The organism is Lacinutrix sp. Hel_I_90 (genome assembly GCF_000934685.1).
In the GTDB taxonomy this organism is placed as follows: domain Bacteria; phylum Bacteroidota; class Bacteroidia; order Flavobacteriales; family Flavobacteriaceae; genus Lacinutrix.
Genome location: NZ_JYNQ01000001.1, coordinates 2,146,044 through 2,160,918, shown reverse-complemented (window position 1 = coordinate 2,160,918; position 14,875 = coordinate 2,146,044). Strand labels below are relative to the sequence as shown.

The window sequence follows — 14,875 nt, the reverse complement described above, 5'->3', positions numbered from 1 at the left end:
TGATCATTGGGTAGTTTATCGAAAAAAACTACCGTTCGTAGAGTTTTTTCAACGAATAAAGTGTTGAAAAGTTTTGTTTAAATGCTTTTTTTTATACATTTACGCCTGATTATGATAAAATATAAAAAGACATTCGCCTCAGTCTTATTAATATTAATAAGTTTTGTGTGCTCATCCCAATCGCCTCCGGAGCCGCTGCAGCAGCGTCCACCTTCACCTCCACAGTTGGTGCCAATAGATGATGGTGTTTACTTATTATTGGTGGCTGGTTTTCTTTATGGTATATATAAAATGTATCAACTAAAAAGAAAAAGTATTTAATTATTTAATGCGTTTAATCTGGAAACGTATTTACCAATAACATCAAATTCTAAGTTTACTTCTGTGCCCACTTGAAACGTATTAAAGTTTGTGTTTTCAAAGGTATAAGGAATTATAGCCACACTAAATTCATCTGTTTTAGAATCAACAACAGTTAGACTCACACCATTAACGGTTATAGAGCCTTTTTCAATGGTAATATTATTTAAAGAAGAATCATACTTAAAAGTATAAGCCCAACTTCCTTTGGTTTCTTGTGCTTTAGTGCAGGTCGCCGTTTGATCCACATGGCCTTGAACTAAGTGCCCATCCAGGCGGTCTCCTAACTTCATCGCGCGTTCTAGGTTTACGTGTTCACCAATAGTAAGTTTTCCAATGGTCGTTTTTTGTAATGTTTCTTGAATAGCCGTTACAGTATATTCATCACCACTGATGTTAACAACGGTTAAACAAACCCCATTGTGCGCAACGCTTTGATCAATTTTTAATTCAGAAGTGATCGTGCTTTTAAGAGAAATATGAAGGTTAGTGGCTTCTTTTTGTAATTGAGTTACAGTTCCTATCGTTTCAATAATTCCGGTAAACATACTTTTAACTGTATTATTTGGTTAAATTTGTGACTATAAAATTACGAACAATAGTTATCATTATTAATGAAGAAAGAAGAAAAAATAATCGCAGGTATTTCTATAGGGGATTTAAACGGTGTTGGCGCAGAAATCGTACTTAAAATTTTTGAAGATTCAAGAATGTTAGAGTTTTTTACGCCCGTTATCTTTGCCTCAATTAAAACGATGACTTTTGTTAAAAACCATTTCAATCTAGAGGTTAATTTAAATAGCATTCAAAGTGCCAATCAAATTATACATGGCAAGGTTAATGTTTTTAACTGTTGGAAGGAAAATGTAGATATAAGTTTTGGAAAAGAAGACCCTAAAATTGGAGCTTATGCCATTAAATCTTTGGAAGCAGCAACAAAGGCATTAAAAGGTGACGATATAGATGTCTTGGTAACCGCCCCAATTAATAAAAGCAATATACAGTCTGAAACCTTTAAATTCCCTGGCCATACAGATTATTTAAATCAGGAGTTAGAAGGCGATAGTTTAATGTTTATGGTAACCGATACTTTGCGCGTGGGCTTATTAACAGACCATGTACCAGTAAAAGATATTTCAAGTCATATTTCGCCAGAGCTAATTACTAAAAAAATTGAAACAGTTTATCATTCACTTAAAAAGGATTTTAGAATTAGAAAACCGCGCATCGCTGTTTTAGGAATAAATCCACATACAGGAGATAATGGTGTTATTGGAAATGAAGACGATGTGGTCATGCGTCCAACACTACAAAAAATTAAAGAAAGTGGTAAATTGGTTTTCGGTCCTTATGCAGCAGACAGTTTTTTTGGCTCTGATAATTATAAGAGTTTTGATGCCATTATTGCCGCTTATCATGATCAAGGTTTAATCCCTTTTAAGACCCTCTCTTTTGGTCAGGGTGTTAATTTTACGGCAGGATTAAATAAGATAAGAACCTCTCCAGATCATGGAACCGCTTATGAAATTGCAGGAAAAGGGACGGCAGATACGGGTTCTTTTAAAGAAGCACTCTTTACAGCCGTTAGTATATACAACAATAGAAGAGAGTATGAGGTCTTACATAAAAACCCTTTGGCAATATCAAAAAGAAAGCGATTTGAAGATCAAAAAAGAGCTTAAAAAAGGAGAATATAAAAAATTGTTCATAAGTCTGTTGAATAAATAAAAATTTGTATATTTGCAGGCTCAAAATAGATGTGAAAATGAAGCCATTGAAAGCGTTTACAATTCCATTTGTAGGTTTAAAAGTAGGAAAACATCATTTTGATTACGATATTGACAATAAGTTCTTTGAATATTTTGAGTATGAAGACTTCAATAGAAGTGATTTAAAAGTGAATGTAATTTTAGAAAAAAAGACAACACTTTTAGAACTGCATTTTGAAGTTTCAGGAACCGTTAACGTCAATTGTGATGTTACTAATGAACCTTATGATCAACCTCTAGAAAATGAGTTTGATTTAGTAGTTAAGTTTGGTGACGAATACAATGATGAGAATATAGATATATTAATAATACCTCATGGGGAGTATGAAGTTAATATTCAACAATACGTTTATGAATTAATTGTATTGGCCATGCCAAGCAAACGGATGCATCCAGGTGTTGAAGATGGTACATTAGATTCAGACATACTTGAAAAATTAGAAGAATTAAGTCCTAAAATAAAGGACATAAAAGAAGACGAAGAGGAAGCAGATCCTCGTTGGAATACATTAAAGAAACTATTAACGGATAAATAAAATAATAAAATGGCACATCCTAAAAGAAAAATCTCGAAAACAAGAAGAGATAAGAGAAGAACACATTACAAAGCAACTGCGCCACAAGTTGCAACTTGCCCAACAACAGGTGAAGCACACTTATACCATAGAGCACACTGGTTTGAAGGTAAACTATATTACAGAGGTCAAGTATTAATTGACAATGCTGTTGCTGAAGAAAATTTAGCATAATTTATTATGCGTGCATACAGAAAACGCTCACTTGTGGGCGTTTTTTTTATGAAATATTTTTCTATGCGTTAAAAACAACTTAATTTGCGCATTATTGACGAGAAATGATTAATTTCATTAAGATTTCGTCATTTTTGAACGATTTTGAACCATTTTTGGTCGAATTAACTCGAAAAGTATGAGTAAAATCTCAGCAGCAATCACAGCTGTAGGTGCCTATGTGCCAGAATACGTATTAACGAATAAGATTTTAGAATCTATGGTTGATACAAACGACGAATGGATAACCTCTAGAACGGGGATCAAAGAACGTCGTATCCTTAAAGGTGAAGGCAAAGGCACGTCTTATATGGCAATTAAAGCGGCAAACCAGCTTATTGCTAAAAGACAAATCAATCCCAAAGATATAGAATTAGTTATCGTTGCTACTGCAACACCCGATATGCAAGCGGCTTCAACTGCGGCTTATACGGCTACAGCAATAGGAGCGGTTAACGCCTTTTCTTTCGATTTAGAGGCAGCTTGTTCAAGCTTCCTTTTTGGCATGTCTACTGCAGCCAAATATATTGAGTCCGGACGCTATAAAAATGTACTACTTATTGGTGCAGATAAAAATTCTTCAATGATTAATTATGAAGACCGCTCAACATGTATCATCTTTGGAGATGGTGCCGGAGCTGTTTTGTTTGAACCAAATGAAGATGGTCTTGGGCTACAAGATGAATATCTAAGAAGTAATGGTGCGGGAAGAGAATTTCTACAAGTAAAATCTAGCGGCTCCTCTTATCCTGTTACTGCGGAAACGCTTGCAAAAAAGGAGAATTTCGTTTTTCAAGACGGAAAAACAGTCTTTAAAAATGCAGTCTTTAACATGGCTGATGTTACTGTAAAAATATTAGAAAGAAACCATCTAAATAAAAGTGACATCGCTTGGTTGGCTGCGCATCAAGCCAATAAGCGTATTATTGATGCCACAGCAAATCGTATAGCGCTGGAACCAGAAAAAGTGATGATGAATATTGAGAAGTACGGCAATACGACTTCAGCAACATTACCATTATTACTAAGCGATTACGAAACGCAACTTAAAAAAGGAGACAATATTATTTTTGCTGCCTTTGGCGGTGGCTTTACTTGGGGTTCAATCTATTTAAAGTGGGCCTATAACTCATAATAAACTAACTAAAAAACACTTAAAATAACTCTTAATTATGGATTTAAAAGACATTCAAAACTTAATCAAATTTGTGGCTAAATCTGGTGCAAGTGAGGTTAAGTTGGAAACAGAAGACGTTAAGATTACGATAAAAACAGGTCCTGACACAGAAACAACATATGTTCAGCATATGCCAATGACAACACAAATGCCACACATGCAAATGCAAGCGGCACAACCACCTGTAGCAGGAGCTCCTGAAGCATCAGTTGCTGAGGCCGCTGCGACAGCTGCAGCAAAAGAAGATGCCAAGTATATAACTATAAAATCTCCAATTATTGGAACGTTTTATAGAAAGCCTTCTCCAGATAAGCCATTATTTGTTGAGGTCGGTCAAACCATAGCTGAAGGTGATGTACTTTGTATCATCGAAGCCATGAAATTATTTAACGAAATTGAATCTGAAGTATCAGGTAAAGTCGTTAAAATATTAGTGGACGATTCTTCTCCTGTAGAGTTTGATCAACCCTTATTTTTAGTAGATCCATCATAACCCAATTTTAAAATTCCAAAAAACAAATCCAATTTGTTGGAATTTGGAATTTGAATTTTAATTTTTTAAAAATGTTATGTTTAAAAAAATACTTATTGCAAATAGAGGAGAAATAGCGCTGCGCGTTATTAGAACCTGTAAAGAAATGGGCATTAAAACGGTCGCAGTCTATTCTACTGCAGATGCCGAAAGTCTCCACGTTAAATTTGCAGACGAAGCAGTTTGTATCGGACCTCCGGCAAGCAGTGAATCTTATTTAAAAATGTCTAATATTATAGCAGCTGCTGAGATTACTAATGCAGATGCCATACACCCAGGTTACGGATTTTTATCTGAAAACGCTAAGTTTTCAAAAATATGTGAAGAACATGGCATCAAGTTCATTGGCGCTTCAGAAGAAATGATTTCCAAAATGGGAGACAAAGCCACTGCAAAAGCCACAATGAAAGAAGCTGGCGTGCCTTGTGTGCCGGGAAGTGAAGGGATTATTAAAGATTTTAAAGAGTGCGAAAAGCTAGCTAAAGATACAGGTTATCCAGTAATGCTTAAAGCAACTGCTGGTGGTGGAGGAAAAGGTATGCGTGCCGTTTGGGCACCAGAAAAGCTTAAAGATGCTTGGGACTCTGCAAGACAAGAGTCTAAAGCCGCCTTTGGAAATGATGATATGTATATGGAAAAGCTTATTGAAGAGCCACGCCATATCGAAATACAAATTGTAGGAGATTCTAACGGCAAAGCATGCCATTTGTCAGAAAGAGATTGCTCTATACAACGACGTCACCAAAAATTAACCGAAGAAGTTCCGTCTCCTTTTATGACAGATGCACTGCGTAAAAAAATGGGAAAAGCAGCGGTTAAAGCAGCCGAATACATTAAATATGAAGGCGCAGGAACCATTGAATTTCTGGTAGACAAGCACAGAAATTTCTATTTCATGGAAATGAATACGCGTATTCAGGTAGAACATCCAATTACGGAACAAGTCATCGATTTTGATTTAATTCGAGAACAAATTCTAGTCGCTGCGGGTGTACCAATTTCTGGTAAAAATTATTTACCTCAATTACACTCTATTGAATGTAGAATAAATGCAGAAGACCCTTTTAATGACTTTAGACCATCACCAGGAAAAATAACCACACTTCATGCCCCAGGAGGTCATGGTGTGCGTTTAGATACACATGTTTATGCAGGGTACTCTATTCCACCTAATTACGACTCTATGATTGCCAAGTTAATTACTACGGCACAAACAAGAGATGAAGCCATTAATAAAATGAAACGTGCCTTAGATGAATTCGTTATCGAAGGCATAAAAACAACAATACCATTTCATAGGCAACTCATGGATCACCCAGATTATTTAGCTGGAAATTATACCACTAAATTTATGGAAGATTTTGTGATTCAAAAACCAACCGAAGCCTAAAACTAAAAAAGCGACTTAAAATTTTAAGTCGCTTTTTTTATGTTTTGTGCTGCTTTGTTATAAAGTAAAAGATTCTTCTATGCTCGTAATCACTTGTGGTACTTCAGTGACTTTAAAATTTAGTTTAAAAGAATAGCTTTTATCATCGTTTTTAGAAATTGATAATTGGCCTTCCGTAACAGGATAATACCCCGTTTGTCCTCTGCAAAAACACAATCTACCAAAAGAAACTTTAGCTTTGACAAGGTTTTTACCTTCTAACTCAAGCGCATCTATATTAGAATCGATTTCTACATAAATTAACTCTCGATAACCACTATCTTGAGTGTCTGGGATTAAATTCCGAACGTACTCGAACTTTAATATCGTTTTCGTGCCATCAGACAATTCAGGATATGTATTTCCAAATTTACTTTCAATAGAAAATGTTTTGTTTTTTAGAATTTCAAAGTTACAAACGCCATTTTCAGGACATGGTGATTTAGTAATTGTTGGGTCCAAATGCGTATCTTTTTTAATGTTTTTTTGAGAATTACAGGATAAAACAATTAAGGAAACTAAAAAATATAAGACGTTTTTCATACTACGAAGATATGCTATTTCACTTTGTTTTTTTGGTAATTTATTACTAGAGAGGTATCTTTAGCGCTAAAACTAAATTAAAAATTAATGTTTATGAAACAATTTTACTCAAAATTTGTTTTAATACTAGTAACTATTTTGATGTTTTCGGCATTCAGTTTTGCTCAAAACGGGAAATCGTTATGGTCTAAGACAACACAAAACGAAGTGTCTAAAAAAGCGCAAGTTTTTAGAAAAACACAACCGAATAAAGCAAATTATTATCAGTTAGATATTAATAGTCTTAAAGGATTATTACAAAATGCACCCGATAGAAAAACGACTCAAAACTCTAATCTTATAATCAGTTTTCCAACTGCTGATAATACCTTTGAATCTTTTAGAGTTAGTGAAGCTTCGGTAATGGCTCCAGAATTACAAGCTAAATATCCTGGGCTTCGTTCTTATGCAGGACAAAGTATAGAGAACCCGAGTACATTAGTACGTTTTTCTATAACCTCACAAGGATTACATGCGATGTTTCTGTCTGCAGAGAAAGGCACGCAATTTATTGATCCTTTTACAAAAAGTGATAATAACTATATTGTTTATGCTAAACGTGATTTACCTGCATTAGAACAATCTTGGGAATGTCTTGTTGTTGATAGTGATTATAATATAGATGAAAAAACACAGGGAAATAGTTACCTCTTAAGAGATACTGGTGATGGTATGATGCGTGACTTTAGAACGGCTATAGCAACGACTATAGAGTATTCTGCTTTCCATTGGGGTGCTGCTGGCTTAACAGCTGGTGATACAGAAGCAGCTAAAAGAACTGCAGTTATGGCGGCAATCGTAGTAACTATGACACGTAATAATTTTGTTTACGAAAGAGATTTTTCTATTACCATGACCTTGGTAGCTAATAACGATCTTATTGTTTTTATAAACTCAGACAGTTTTAGTAATAATAACGCTAATGCCTTAATTAATGAAAGCCAAACCGTTATTGATGGTGCCATTGGTTCTGCAAATTATGATGTGGGACATACCTTTAGTACTGGTGGTGGAGGTTTAGCACAATTAAACTCCCCTTGTACAGGTAGTAAAGCAAGAGGAATTACTGGGGGACCTTCTCCAGTTGGGGATTCTTATGATATTGATTTTGTTGCTCATGAGTTAGGGCATCAATTTGGTGCACCACATACCTTTAATGGTAATCAAGGAAATTGTGCCGGAGGAAATAGAGAAGGAACTAACGCTTACGAAGTAGGTAGTGGAACAACTATTATGGCGTATGCTGGTATTTGTGGTAGTGATAATGTACAAGGCAACAGTGATGCTTATTTCCATCAAAAAAGTTTACAAATGATTTGGGATAATGTTACGACAGGAAACAGTACCTGTGCAACTCAAACATCTACAGGTAATGGTGCGCCAACCGCTGAGGCAGGAGCTAACTATGTAATGCCAGTTTCAACGCCTTATAAATTAACAGGATCCTCGACAGATCCAGATGGCACTTCGCTACATACCTATACTTGGGAGCAATATGATTTAGGTCCTGCTGGTTTGCCTGCAGAGACGAATCCATCTGGACCAATGGTTAGGTCTTTTGAAGGCACTGAGAATCCTACGAGATATATTCCAAGATTACAGGACTTAGCAATAAGTGGCGGTTCTACAACATGGGAAAAACTAGCTTCTGTTGCAAGATCTCAAGATTTTAGATTAACAGTTAGAGATAATGATACTAATGGTGGTCGTACTGCTGTAGATAATATGTCTACAGTTACAGTAGCTGCAGCCGGGCCATTTTTAGTTACCTCTCAAAATACAGCTGGTATTTCTTGGACAACAGGTTCAACAGAAACCATTACATGGGATGTAGCGGGAACAACAACGAATGGTGTTGATACTGCGAGTGTTAATATTTTACTTTCTTCTGATGGAGGATTAACTTATGATACTACATTAGCCACAAACGTACCTAATGACGGAAGTCAAGATATTACTGTTCCAGGAGGTGTTTATTCTGGTTACTGTAGGGTTATGGTAGAAGCTGTTGGAAATATTTTCTTTAATATTAATACGGTTGATTTTGCTGTGAATGCGACAGTGGTTACAACCTGTAATGTGTATACCACAGGACCAATTTCTACACCTATTCCAGATAGTGCTGGAACTAATCAGCAAGGGGCACCAGTATTTATTCCTGTAACGGTAACAGAATCTACTCCAATAACTGATATTCGAGTGAGAGCAGATGCCTCACATGGTAATATTGGTGACTTAGTTATGCAATTACAAGCGCCAAATGGTCTTGGTTTTTCTAACCTATGGTCAAGAACATGTAATTCTGGTTTATTTCAAGATCTAGATGTTACTTTTAAAGATGGGTCTCCAGCAATTGCGTGTGCTTCTCCAACAACAGGTACTTATAGCCCAGCAAACCCTATGACCGGTTTTAATAACGGTAATCCGTCTGGTACTTGGAATTTAGTTTTTGTAGATTTTAATAATGGAAATACAGGAATGGTTAATGAGTGGTCTATTGAGCTCTGTACAACTACTGTAACTTTAGGTGTGGAAGCGTTTAATATCGAGAATTCTTTATCAATATACCCTAATCCTAATAATGGTGAGTTTACCGTTAAGTTTAATGGCGCAACAAATAAAGTTCAAGTTCAAGTATTCGACATTAGAGGACGCTCAGTATTAAATAATGCTTTTGAAAATACGTCTGGAGTATTCAATGAAACTATTAATTTAGGCAACGTACAATCTGGAATGTACTTATTAAATGTAAATGATGGTTCAAGAACAATAACTAAAAAGATTATTGTAGAATAAGACCAATTTCTTTTTATAATATTAAAAACTCCGGATGTGTTTTCGGAGTTTTTTTATGGTGTTACCTCACTATGGTGAGGTCAGGCTATAGGCTATATCTTTTTGTGGAAAACAAAAAGGATGCCGCTGCCATCCTTAACACGAAAACAGTAACTTCGTAATATGAATCTATCCTACTGGGAAATAAAATCATGGCTTACTAATATAGATTATACTATTGTTGGTAGCGGCATTGTGGGGCTAAACTGCGCCTTGCAATTAAAAATACGCTTTCCCAAAGCCAACATACTTATTCTAGAAAAAGGCATATTGCCTCAAGGCGCCAGTACAAAAAATGCTGGTTTTGCCTGTTTTGGTAGTCTTAGTGAAATCATAGATGATCTTAAAACACATAGCGAACAAGAGGTTATAGAATTAGTAAAAAAAAGGGTCAACGGACTCCAAAGATTAAGACAAAATTTAGGTGATAAAACAATAGACTATCAGCAATTAGGCGGTTACGAGTTGTTTGCTGAAAATGAAGCTTTGTTTGAGCATTGTTTAGCACAAAAAGAGCATATAAATAACTTACTAAAACCCGTTTTTAAGGCTTCCGTTTTTAGTTTAAAAGAGAACGTATTTGGCTTTGAAAACATAAAAAAAGACTACAGTTTTAATCAATTTGAAGGACAAATTGACACTGGGAAAATGATGGAAGCCTTACTACAAAAAGTACTGTCCAAAGGCATTAAAATCCTTAATAATGTTTTCGTTAAGCGTTTTTCAGAAGACCATAATGCAGTTAAAATTGAAACAGATCAATTTAGTTTTTCTACGTCAAAGCTATTAATAGCCACCAATGGCTTTGCTTCTGTTTTAAATATTCCTGAAGTAAAACCAGCTAGAGCTCAAGTGCTAATTACAAAACCCATTAAAAACTTAGCTATAAAAGGTACCTTTCATTTAGATGAAGGCTATTATTATTTTAGAAACATCAATGATAGAATCCTTTTTGGAGGTGGGCGTCATCTGGATTTTAAAGCGGAAGAAACCACAGTGCTTTTACAAACAAAGCTAGTTCAAAACAAACTAGAAGAACTTCTTAAAACCACAATCTTACCGAAGACACCTTTTGAAATTGACCAACGATGGAGCGGCATTATGGGGGTTGGCAATCAAAAAAAACCAATCTTAAAACAATTAAGCAACCATGTGTATTGCGGGGTGCGCTTAGGGGGAATGGGTGTTGCCATTGGTAGTTTAGTTGGAGAAGAACTCGCAAATCTAATAGAATAATATGTTTATAAAAGTACTCAGGTGTATTGTTAAAACGATGCTATGGTTTCTTATGATATCTGTTGGACTGGTTATATGTTTTAAATGGGTGCCTGTACCCATTACGCCTTTAATGGTCATTAGGGGTTTTGAATCGGGCAGCTCTAAAACCTTAAAACACGATTGGGAACCCATAGAAAACATTTCAGAAAACTTACAGTTAGCGGTCATTTGTAGTGAAGATCAAAACTTTGTAAAACACAATGGGTTCGATTTAATAGCCATTGAAAAAGCGTATAAAAACAATAAAAAAGGCAGACGCGTAAAAGGGGCTAGTAGTATTAGTCAGCAAACAGCTAAAAATGTGTTTTTATGGCCACAACGCAGTTGGTTACGTAAAGGGTTAGAAGCTTATTTCACCTTTTTAATTGAATTATTTTGGTCTAAAGAGCGTATTATGGAAGTGTATTTAAACAGCATAGAAATGGGAAACGGGGTTTATGGCGCAGAAGCTGCTGCGCAACATTGGTTTAAAAAGTCAGCGTCGAAACTGTCAAAATATGAGGCATCAGCAATTGCAGCCATATTGCCTAACCCTAGAAGATATAAAGCCAATCCCGCATCTAATTACATCGCTCTTAGAAAAGCCTGGATTATGAATCAGATGCATTTTTATGGTGTTTTAACGTATAACAATAAAGATGAATAAAGCCGAAAACTTAAAACAAGCGCTTTATAATAAATGCACTGTGTTTACTCAAAACCGATTAAATACAATCAATAAAACCATTGAAGAACTGCAGGAATCTTTAACCTCTGAGACCAAAAGTAGTGCTGGTGATAAACACGAAACGGGTCGCGCGATGTTGCAACTCGAGCGTGAAAAAGCAGGACAGCAGTTGGCTGAAGTTCAGAAAGTGAATCAGTTGTTAGCAAAAATAGAGCTGTTTAAAACATCAAAAACAGTGGCTCTAGGTAGCCTTGTTTTTACCTCTAAAGCCAATTATTTTATTGCAATAAGTGCTGGAGAATTTGAGGTTGAAAATCAAAAATTCTATGCCATCGCGGCAAATACGCCAATTGCGCAATTATTATTAGGTAAAACTATTAATGATGACATCACCTTTAGAGACCAGAATTTTAAGATTACCGACGTTATCTAATTTTAATCTAAACTAAATTCGACTTACCTTTAGTAAAAATGAATGGCTAGATAAAAATTGAAAACAAATCCCTCAACTTTCGATATTATTATTATTGGTGGTGGCTTAGCTGGCTTGACCAGTGCGATTCATTTATCAAAAAATAACAGGAGCGTTTTGCTTATCGAAAAAAACGACTACCCAAAACATAAGGTTTGTGGTGAATATATTTCTAATGAAGTGTTACCCTATTTAGAGGCTTTAGATATAGATGTTTTTAAGCTTAACGCAGAAAAAATCAATCGGTTTGAGCTTTCAACACCAAAAAACAGGGTCATTAAATCCAATTTGCCGCTTGGTGGTTTTGGAATTAGCAGATTCTGCTTAGACTATGCATTAGCCAAAAAGGCGATTCAAAATAAAGCGCGCATTATTCAAGATACCGTGACCGATATTCAGTTTGCGAACGATAGCTTTTCAGTTAAAACAAAACAAGCGACCTACCTTTCAAAAATAGTTATCGGTGCTTATGGTAAACGCGCCAATTTAGACGTACAATTAGAACGGGATTTCATAAAAAACAAGTCTCCTTTTTTGGCCGTTAAAACACATGTTAAAGGCGAATTCCCTGAAGATTTAGTGGCGCTTCATAATTTTGAAGGCGGGTATTGTGGCGTTTCTAAAGTCGAAAATGACACGATTAATTTATGCTATATTACAGATTTTGAAGCCTTTAAAAAATATAAAGACATAGCTGAATTTCAGCAGAAAGTCATTTATAAAAACACGGCTTTAAAAACCATTTTTGAAAACTCGAAACCGCTATTCGACGTCCCTTTAACCATCAGCCAAATTTCATTTGAAACCAAAAACCCTATAGAAAATCACATGCTAATGTGTGGTGATACGGCTGGAATGATTCATCCTTTATGTGGTAATGGCATGAGCATGGCCATTCGTAGTGCACAAATGGCTTCGTTATTAATTATCAAGTTTTTTGATGGAGACCTAAAAACAAGAGAAGCACTTGAAAAGGCGTATCTTAAAAAATGGAATGCTGAGTTTAAGTCACGTTTGAGACTAGGACATGTCGTGGCCAAGTTGTTTAGTAAAAATAAATTGGCCGAAATTTTAATACAAGGCTTAAAAGTGTTTCCTTTTCTCCTACCTTATATTATAAAACGAACCCATGGAAAAATGATGGAAGTAAAATGAGTCTATTAGTGAGTACCAAATACAGGAGCGAGGAAGAAGAAATCATGGACGATTTGGACTATAAAGGCCCAATCCTGCATGATGCTTTAGATAAATTAGCGCAGATAAATCGATGGTTAGGTGGAAATAAAGTAACCCTTAACGGCCTAAAAAAAGCATTACAAAACCATCCTAAAAAAGAACCAATTACCATTGTCGATTTAGGTTGTGGCGGCGGAGATATTTTACGAGACCTGTCACGATATGGAAAGCAAAAGGGTTATGAGTTTAAATTAATAGGTATAGATGCCAACCCAAATACGGTAAGTTACGCAAGTCAATTATCGCAAAATTATGATAATATAGAATTTAAAGTTGTCGATATCTTTTCAGACGTATTTCAAACTTTGAAATATGATCTTGTTATAGCGACCTTGTTCTTACATCATTTTAAAGAAAATGAATTGGTGTCTTTTTTAAAGCCTGTTTTAGAAAAAGCGAAATTAGGTGTTGTAGTTAATGATTTACACAGAACCAAATTGGCGTATTACCTCTTTAAACTATTATGTACAACAATAAAAAACAAAACGATTGTTGAAGATGGGTTAACCTCTGTATTAAGAGGCTTTAAGCGACAAGAATTAAACAACATATCACAAGAATTAAAAGCGCATTATCAAATACAGTGGAAATGGGCTTTTCGTTTTCAATGGGTTTTGAGGCAAAAATAATAACTAAAATAAATCACGTTTTAAAAACCTCGCTGGTTTTTAGAACTTCTGAGGTCTAAAATATGAGTGTAAAAATAACAGCAGTAGCAAAACAGTTACCTAAATATACCAGAGATACTAAGGACATTATCCCGTATTTAAACCTTTGGATGACTGGTCAAGACGAACGTTTTCAACGTAAAGTCATTAAACTTTTTGAAAATGCAGGGGTTGACAGACGGTATTCTATAATGGACGCTGAAGAAGTGTTTAACAAGTCCTCTTTTGAAGAAAAGAATGCTATTTACTCGCGAGAAGTTGTAAAATTAGCAGAAAAATCCTTGGTTAAGGCTTTAGATAAAGCTAAACTTAAACCAACAGACATCGATTATATCATCACGGTAAGTTGTACAGGCATTATGATTCCATCAATGGACGCTTATCTCATTAACAATCTAAAAATGAAACAAGATATTGTGCGATTGCCCGTAACAGAAATGGGTTGTGCCGCAGGTGTTTCAGGAATAATTTATGCGAATAATTTTTTAAAAGCGAACCCAAACAAACGCGCAGCAGTTATTGCGGTCGAGTCACCAACAGCAACGTTTCAGTTAGACGATTTTTCTATGGTGAATATTGTAAGTGCTGCTATTTTTGGTGATGGCGCAGCTAGTGTGATTTTGTCTTCTTACGAAGATGAAGAAGGCCCTAAAATTAGAGATGAAGGGATGTATCATTTTTATGATGCTGAAACCATGATGGGTTTCAAATTGGTAAATACAGGCTTACAAATGATTTTAGATAAAGCGGTACCCGAAACGATTTCAGAACATTTTCCTAAAATTGTACATCCTTTTTTAGAACGTAATAATATGAGCATTAAAGACGTGGACCACTTGATTTTTCATCCTGGTGGAAAGAAAATTGTACAAACCGTAGAAGACTTATTTGGGTCACTAGGCAAGAATATTGATGATACTAAAGATGTTCTTAAACAGTACGGGAATATGAGTAGTGCTACAGTACTATATGTGTTAGAACGCTTTATGGACAAACAATTGCCAAAAGGAGATCTAGGCTTGATGTTAAGTTTTGGCCCTGGATTTTCGGCACAACGAATATTGTTAGAATGGTAAGTCTTC

Annotated in this window: 16 protein-coding genes; 14 read left to right on the top strand and 2 right to left on the bottom strand. The window is 35.4% G+C overall.

What is annotated here, in order from left to right:
- The first annotated feature begins 81 nt into the window (after positions 1-81).
- Complete coding sequence (locus GQ46_RS18135; protein WP_369793436.1) at positions 82-321, top strand: PID-CTERM protein-sorting domain-containing protein; 240 nt, start codon at positions 82-84, stop codon at positions 319-321.
- Here the strand turns inward: GQ46_RS18135 and GQ46_RS09580 are convergent.
- On the bottom strand, positions 318-908 hold the full coding sequence (locus tag GQ46_RS09580) for a riboflavin synthase (protein ID WP_044401094.1): 591 nt from the start codon (positions 906-908) through the stop codon (positions 318-320). The two genes, GQ46_RS18135 and GQ46_RS09580, sit on opposite strands and share 4 nt — an antisense overlap.
- A 66-nt stretch (positions 909-974) precedes the next feature.
- Between GQ46_RS09580 and pdxA the strand changes: the two genes are divergently transcribed.
- From pdxA to accC, 6 genes are all read left to right on the top strand, one after another.
- Entirely contained in the window at positions 975-2,042 is a 1,068-nt protein-coding gene (gene pdxA / locus GQ46_RS09575; protein WP_044401091.1) for a 4-hydroxythreonine-4-phosphate dehydrogenase PdxA, read from the top strand.
- An 83-nt stretch (positions 2,043-2,125) separates the two neighbouring features.
- Complete coding sequence (locus GQ46_RS09570; RefSeq protein WP_044401088.1) at positions 2,126-2,665, top strand: DUF177 domain-containing protein; 540 nt, start codon at positions 2,126-2,128, stop codon at positions 2,663-2,665.
- 9 nt (positions 2,666-2,674) lie between these two features.
- On the top strand, positions 2,675-2,878 hold the full coding sequence (rpmF, locus tag GQ46_RS09565) for a 50S ribosomal protein L32 (protein WP_044401085.1): 204 nt from the start codon (positions 2,675-2,677) through the stop codon (positions 2,876-2,878).
- Positions 2,879-3,056: 178 nt separating this feature from the next.
- Positions 3,057-4,052: a beta-ketoacyl-ACP synthase III gene (locus GQ46_RS09560; RefSeq protein WP_044401083.1), complete on the top strand. Its 996-nt coding sequence runs from the start codon at positions 3,057-3,059 to the stop codon at positions 4,050-4,052.
- 37 nt (positions 4,053-4,089) lie between these two features.
- Positions 4,090-4,587, top strand: coding sequence for an acetyl-CoA carboxylase biotin carboxyl carrier protein (gene accB, locus GQ46_RS09555; RefSeq protein ID WP_044401081.1), 498 nt, complete (start codon positions 4,090-4,092; stop codon positions 4,585-4,587).
- A gap of 76 nt (positions 4,588-4,663) precedes the next feature.
- The gene (accC, locus tag GQ46_RS09550; protein WP_044401079.1) at positions 4,664-6,016 is read left to right on the top strand and encodes an acetyl-CoA carboxylase biotin carboxylase subunit; all 1,353 of its coding nucleotides are present in this window, start codon (positions 4,664-4,666) and stop codon (positions 6,014-6,016) included.
- A gap of 57 nt (positions 6,017-6,073) precedes the next feature.
- Here accC and GQ46_RS09545 read toward each other — a convergent pair whose 3' ends face one another.
- Positions 6,074-6,598 carry a hypothetical protein gene (locus GQ46_RS09545; protein ID WP_044401076.1) on the bottom strand — a complete coding sequence of 175 codons (525 nt, stop codon included), beginning with the start codon at positions 6,596-6,598 and terminating at the stop codon, positions 6,074-6,076.
- 93 nt (positions 6,599-6,691) lie between these two features.
- Between GQ46_RS09545 and GQ46_RS09540 the strand changes: the two genes are divergently transcribed.
- The 7 genes from GQ46_RS09540 to GQ46_RS09510 all read left to right on the top strand — a co-directional run bounded on the left by GQ46_RS09540 (position 6,692) and on the right by GQ46_RS09510 (position 14,869).
- Positions 6,692-9,433, top strand: coding sequence for a zinc-dependent metalloprotease family protein (locus GQ46_RS09540; RefSeq protein WP_197077348.1), 2,742 nt, complete (start codon positions 6,692-6,694; stop codon positions 9,431-9,433).
- Between the two features lie 162 nt (positions 9,434-9,595).
- The gene (locus GQ46_RS09535) at positions 9,596-10,708 is read left to right on the top strand and encodes an FAD-binding oxidoreductase (RefSeq protein WP_044401073.1); all 1,113 of its coding nucleotides are present in this window, start codon (positions 9,596-9,598) and stop codon (positions 10,706-10,708) included.
- Position 10,709: 1 nt separating this feature from the next.
- Entirely contained in the window at positions 10,710-11,396 is a 687-nt protein-coding gene (gene mtgA, locus GQ46_RS09530) for a monofunctional biosynthetic peptidoglycan transglycosylase (RefSeq protein ID WP_044401071.1), read from the top strand.
- Positions 11,389-11,850, top strand: coding sequence for a 3-oxoacyl-ACP synthase (locus GQ46_RS09525; RefSeq protein WP_044401069.1), 462 nt, complete (start codon positions 11,389-11,391; stop codon positions 11,848-11,850). The genes mtgA and GQ46_RS09525 overlap by 8 nt, the downstream gene beginning before the upstream one ends.
- A gap of 57 nt (positions 11,851-11,907) precedes the next feature.
- Positions 11,908-13,044 carry an NAD(P)/FAD-dependent oxidoreductase gene (locus GQ46_RS09520; protein WP_044401067.1) on the top strand — a complete coding sequence of 379 codons (1,137 nt, stop codon included), beginning with the start codon at positions 11,908-11,910 and terminating at the stop codon, positions 13,042-13,044.
- Positions 13,041-13,754, top strand: a complete 714-nt coding sequence (locus tag GQ46_RS09515; RefSeq protein ID WP_044401064.1) for a methyltransferase domain-containing protein — start codon at positions 13,041-13,043, stop codon at positions 13,752-13,754. Before GQ46_RS09520 ends, GQ46_RS09515 begins: the two co-directional genes overlap by 4 nt.
- A gap of 62 nt (positions 13,755-13,816) precedes the next feature.
- Positions 13,817-14,869, top strand: a complete 1,053-nt coding sequence (locus tag GQ46_RS09510; protein ID WP_044401061.1) for a type III polyketide synthase — start codon at positions 13,817-13,819, stop codon at positions 14,867-14,869.
- Positions 14,870-14,875: the final 6 nt, after the last annotated feature.

What these genes read in the sequence shown, in the direction of transcription:
- GQ46_RS18135 (WP_369793436.1), top strand. Translation starts at nt 82, where the DNA reads ATGCTTTTTTTTATACATTTACGCCTGATTATGATAAAATATAAAAAG.
- GQ46_RS09580 (WP_044401094.1), bottom strand. Translation starts at nt 908, where the DNA reads ATGTTTACCGGAATTATTGAAACGATAGGAACTGTAACTCAATTACAA.
- pdxA (WP_044401091.1), top strand. Translation starts at nt 975, where the DNA reads ATGAAGAAAGAAGAAAAAATAATCGCAGGTATTTCTATAGGGGATTTA.
- GQ46_RS09570 (WP_044401088.1), top strand. Translation starts at nt 2,126, where the DNA reads ATGAAGCCATTGAAAGCGTTTACAATTCCATTTGTAGGTTTAAAAGTA.
- rpmF (WP_044401085.1), top strand. Translation starts at nt 2,675, where the DNA reads ATGGCACATCCTAAAAGAAAAATCTCGAAAACAAGAAGAGATAAGAGA.
- GQ46_RS09560 (WP_044401083.1), top strand. Translation starts at nt 3,057, where the DNA reads ATGAGTAAAATCTCAGCAGCAATCACAGCTGTAGGTGCCTATGTGCCA.
- accB (WP_044401081.1), top strand. Translation starts at nt 4,090, where the DNA reads ATGGATTTAAAAGACATTCAAAACTTAATCAAATTTGTGGCTAAATCT.
- accC (WP_044401079.1), top strand. Translation starts at nt 4,664, where the DNA reads ATGTTTAAAAAAATACTTATTGCAAATAGAGGAGAAATAGCGCTGCGC.
- GQ46_RS09545 (WP_044401076.1), bottom strand. Translation starts at nt 6,598, where the DNA reads ATGAAAAACGTCTTATATTTTTTAGTTTCCTTAATTGTTTTATCCTGT.
- GQ46_RS09540 (WP_197077348.1), top strand. Translation starts at nt 6,692, where the DNA reads ATGAAACAATTTTACTCAAAATTTGTTTTAATACTAGTAACTATTTTG.
- GQ46_RS09535 (WP_044401073.1), top strand. Translation starts at nt 9,596, where the DNA reads ATGAATCTATCCTACTGGGAAATAAAATCATGGCTTACTAATATAGAT.
- mtgA (WP_044401071.1), top strand. Translation starts at nt 10,710, where the DNA reads ATGTTTATAAAAGTACTCAGGTGTATTGTTAAAACGATGCTATGGTTT.
- GQ46_RS09525 (WP_044401069.1), top strand. Translation starts at nt 11,389, where the DNA reads ATGAATAAAGCCGAAAACTTAAAACAAGCGCTTTATAATAAATGCACT.
- GQ46_RS09515 (WP_044401064.1), top strand. Translation starts at nt 13,041, where the DNA reads ATGAGTCTATTAGTGAGTACCAAATACAGGAGCGAGGAAGAAGAAATC.
- GQ46_RS09510 (WP_044401061.1), top strand. Translation starts at nt 13,817, where the DNA reads ATGAGTGTAAAAATAACAGCAGTAGCAAAACAGTTACCTAAATATACC.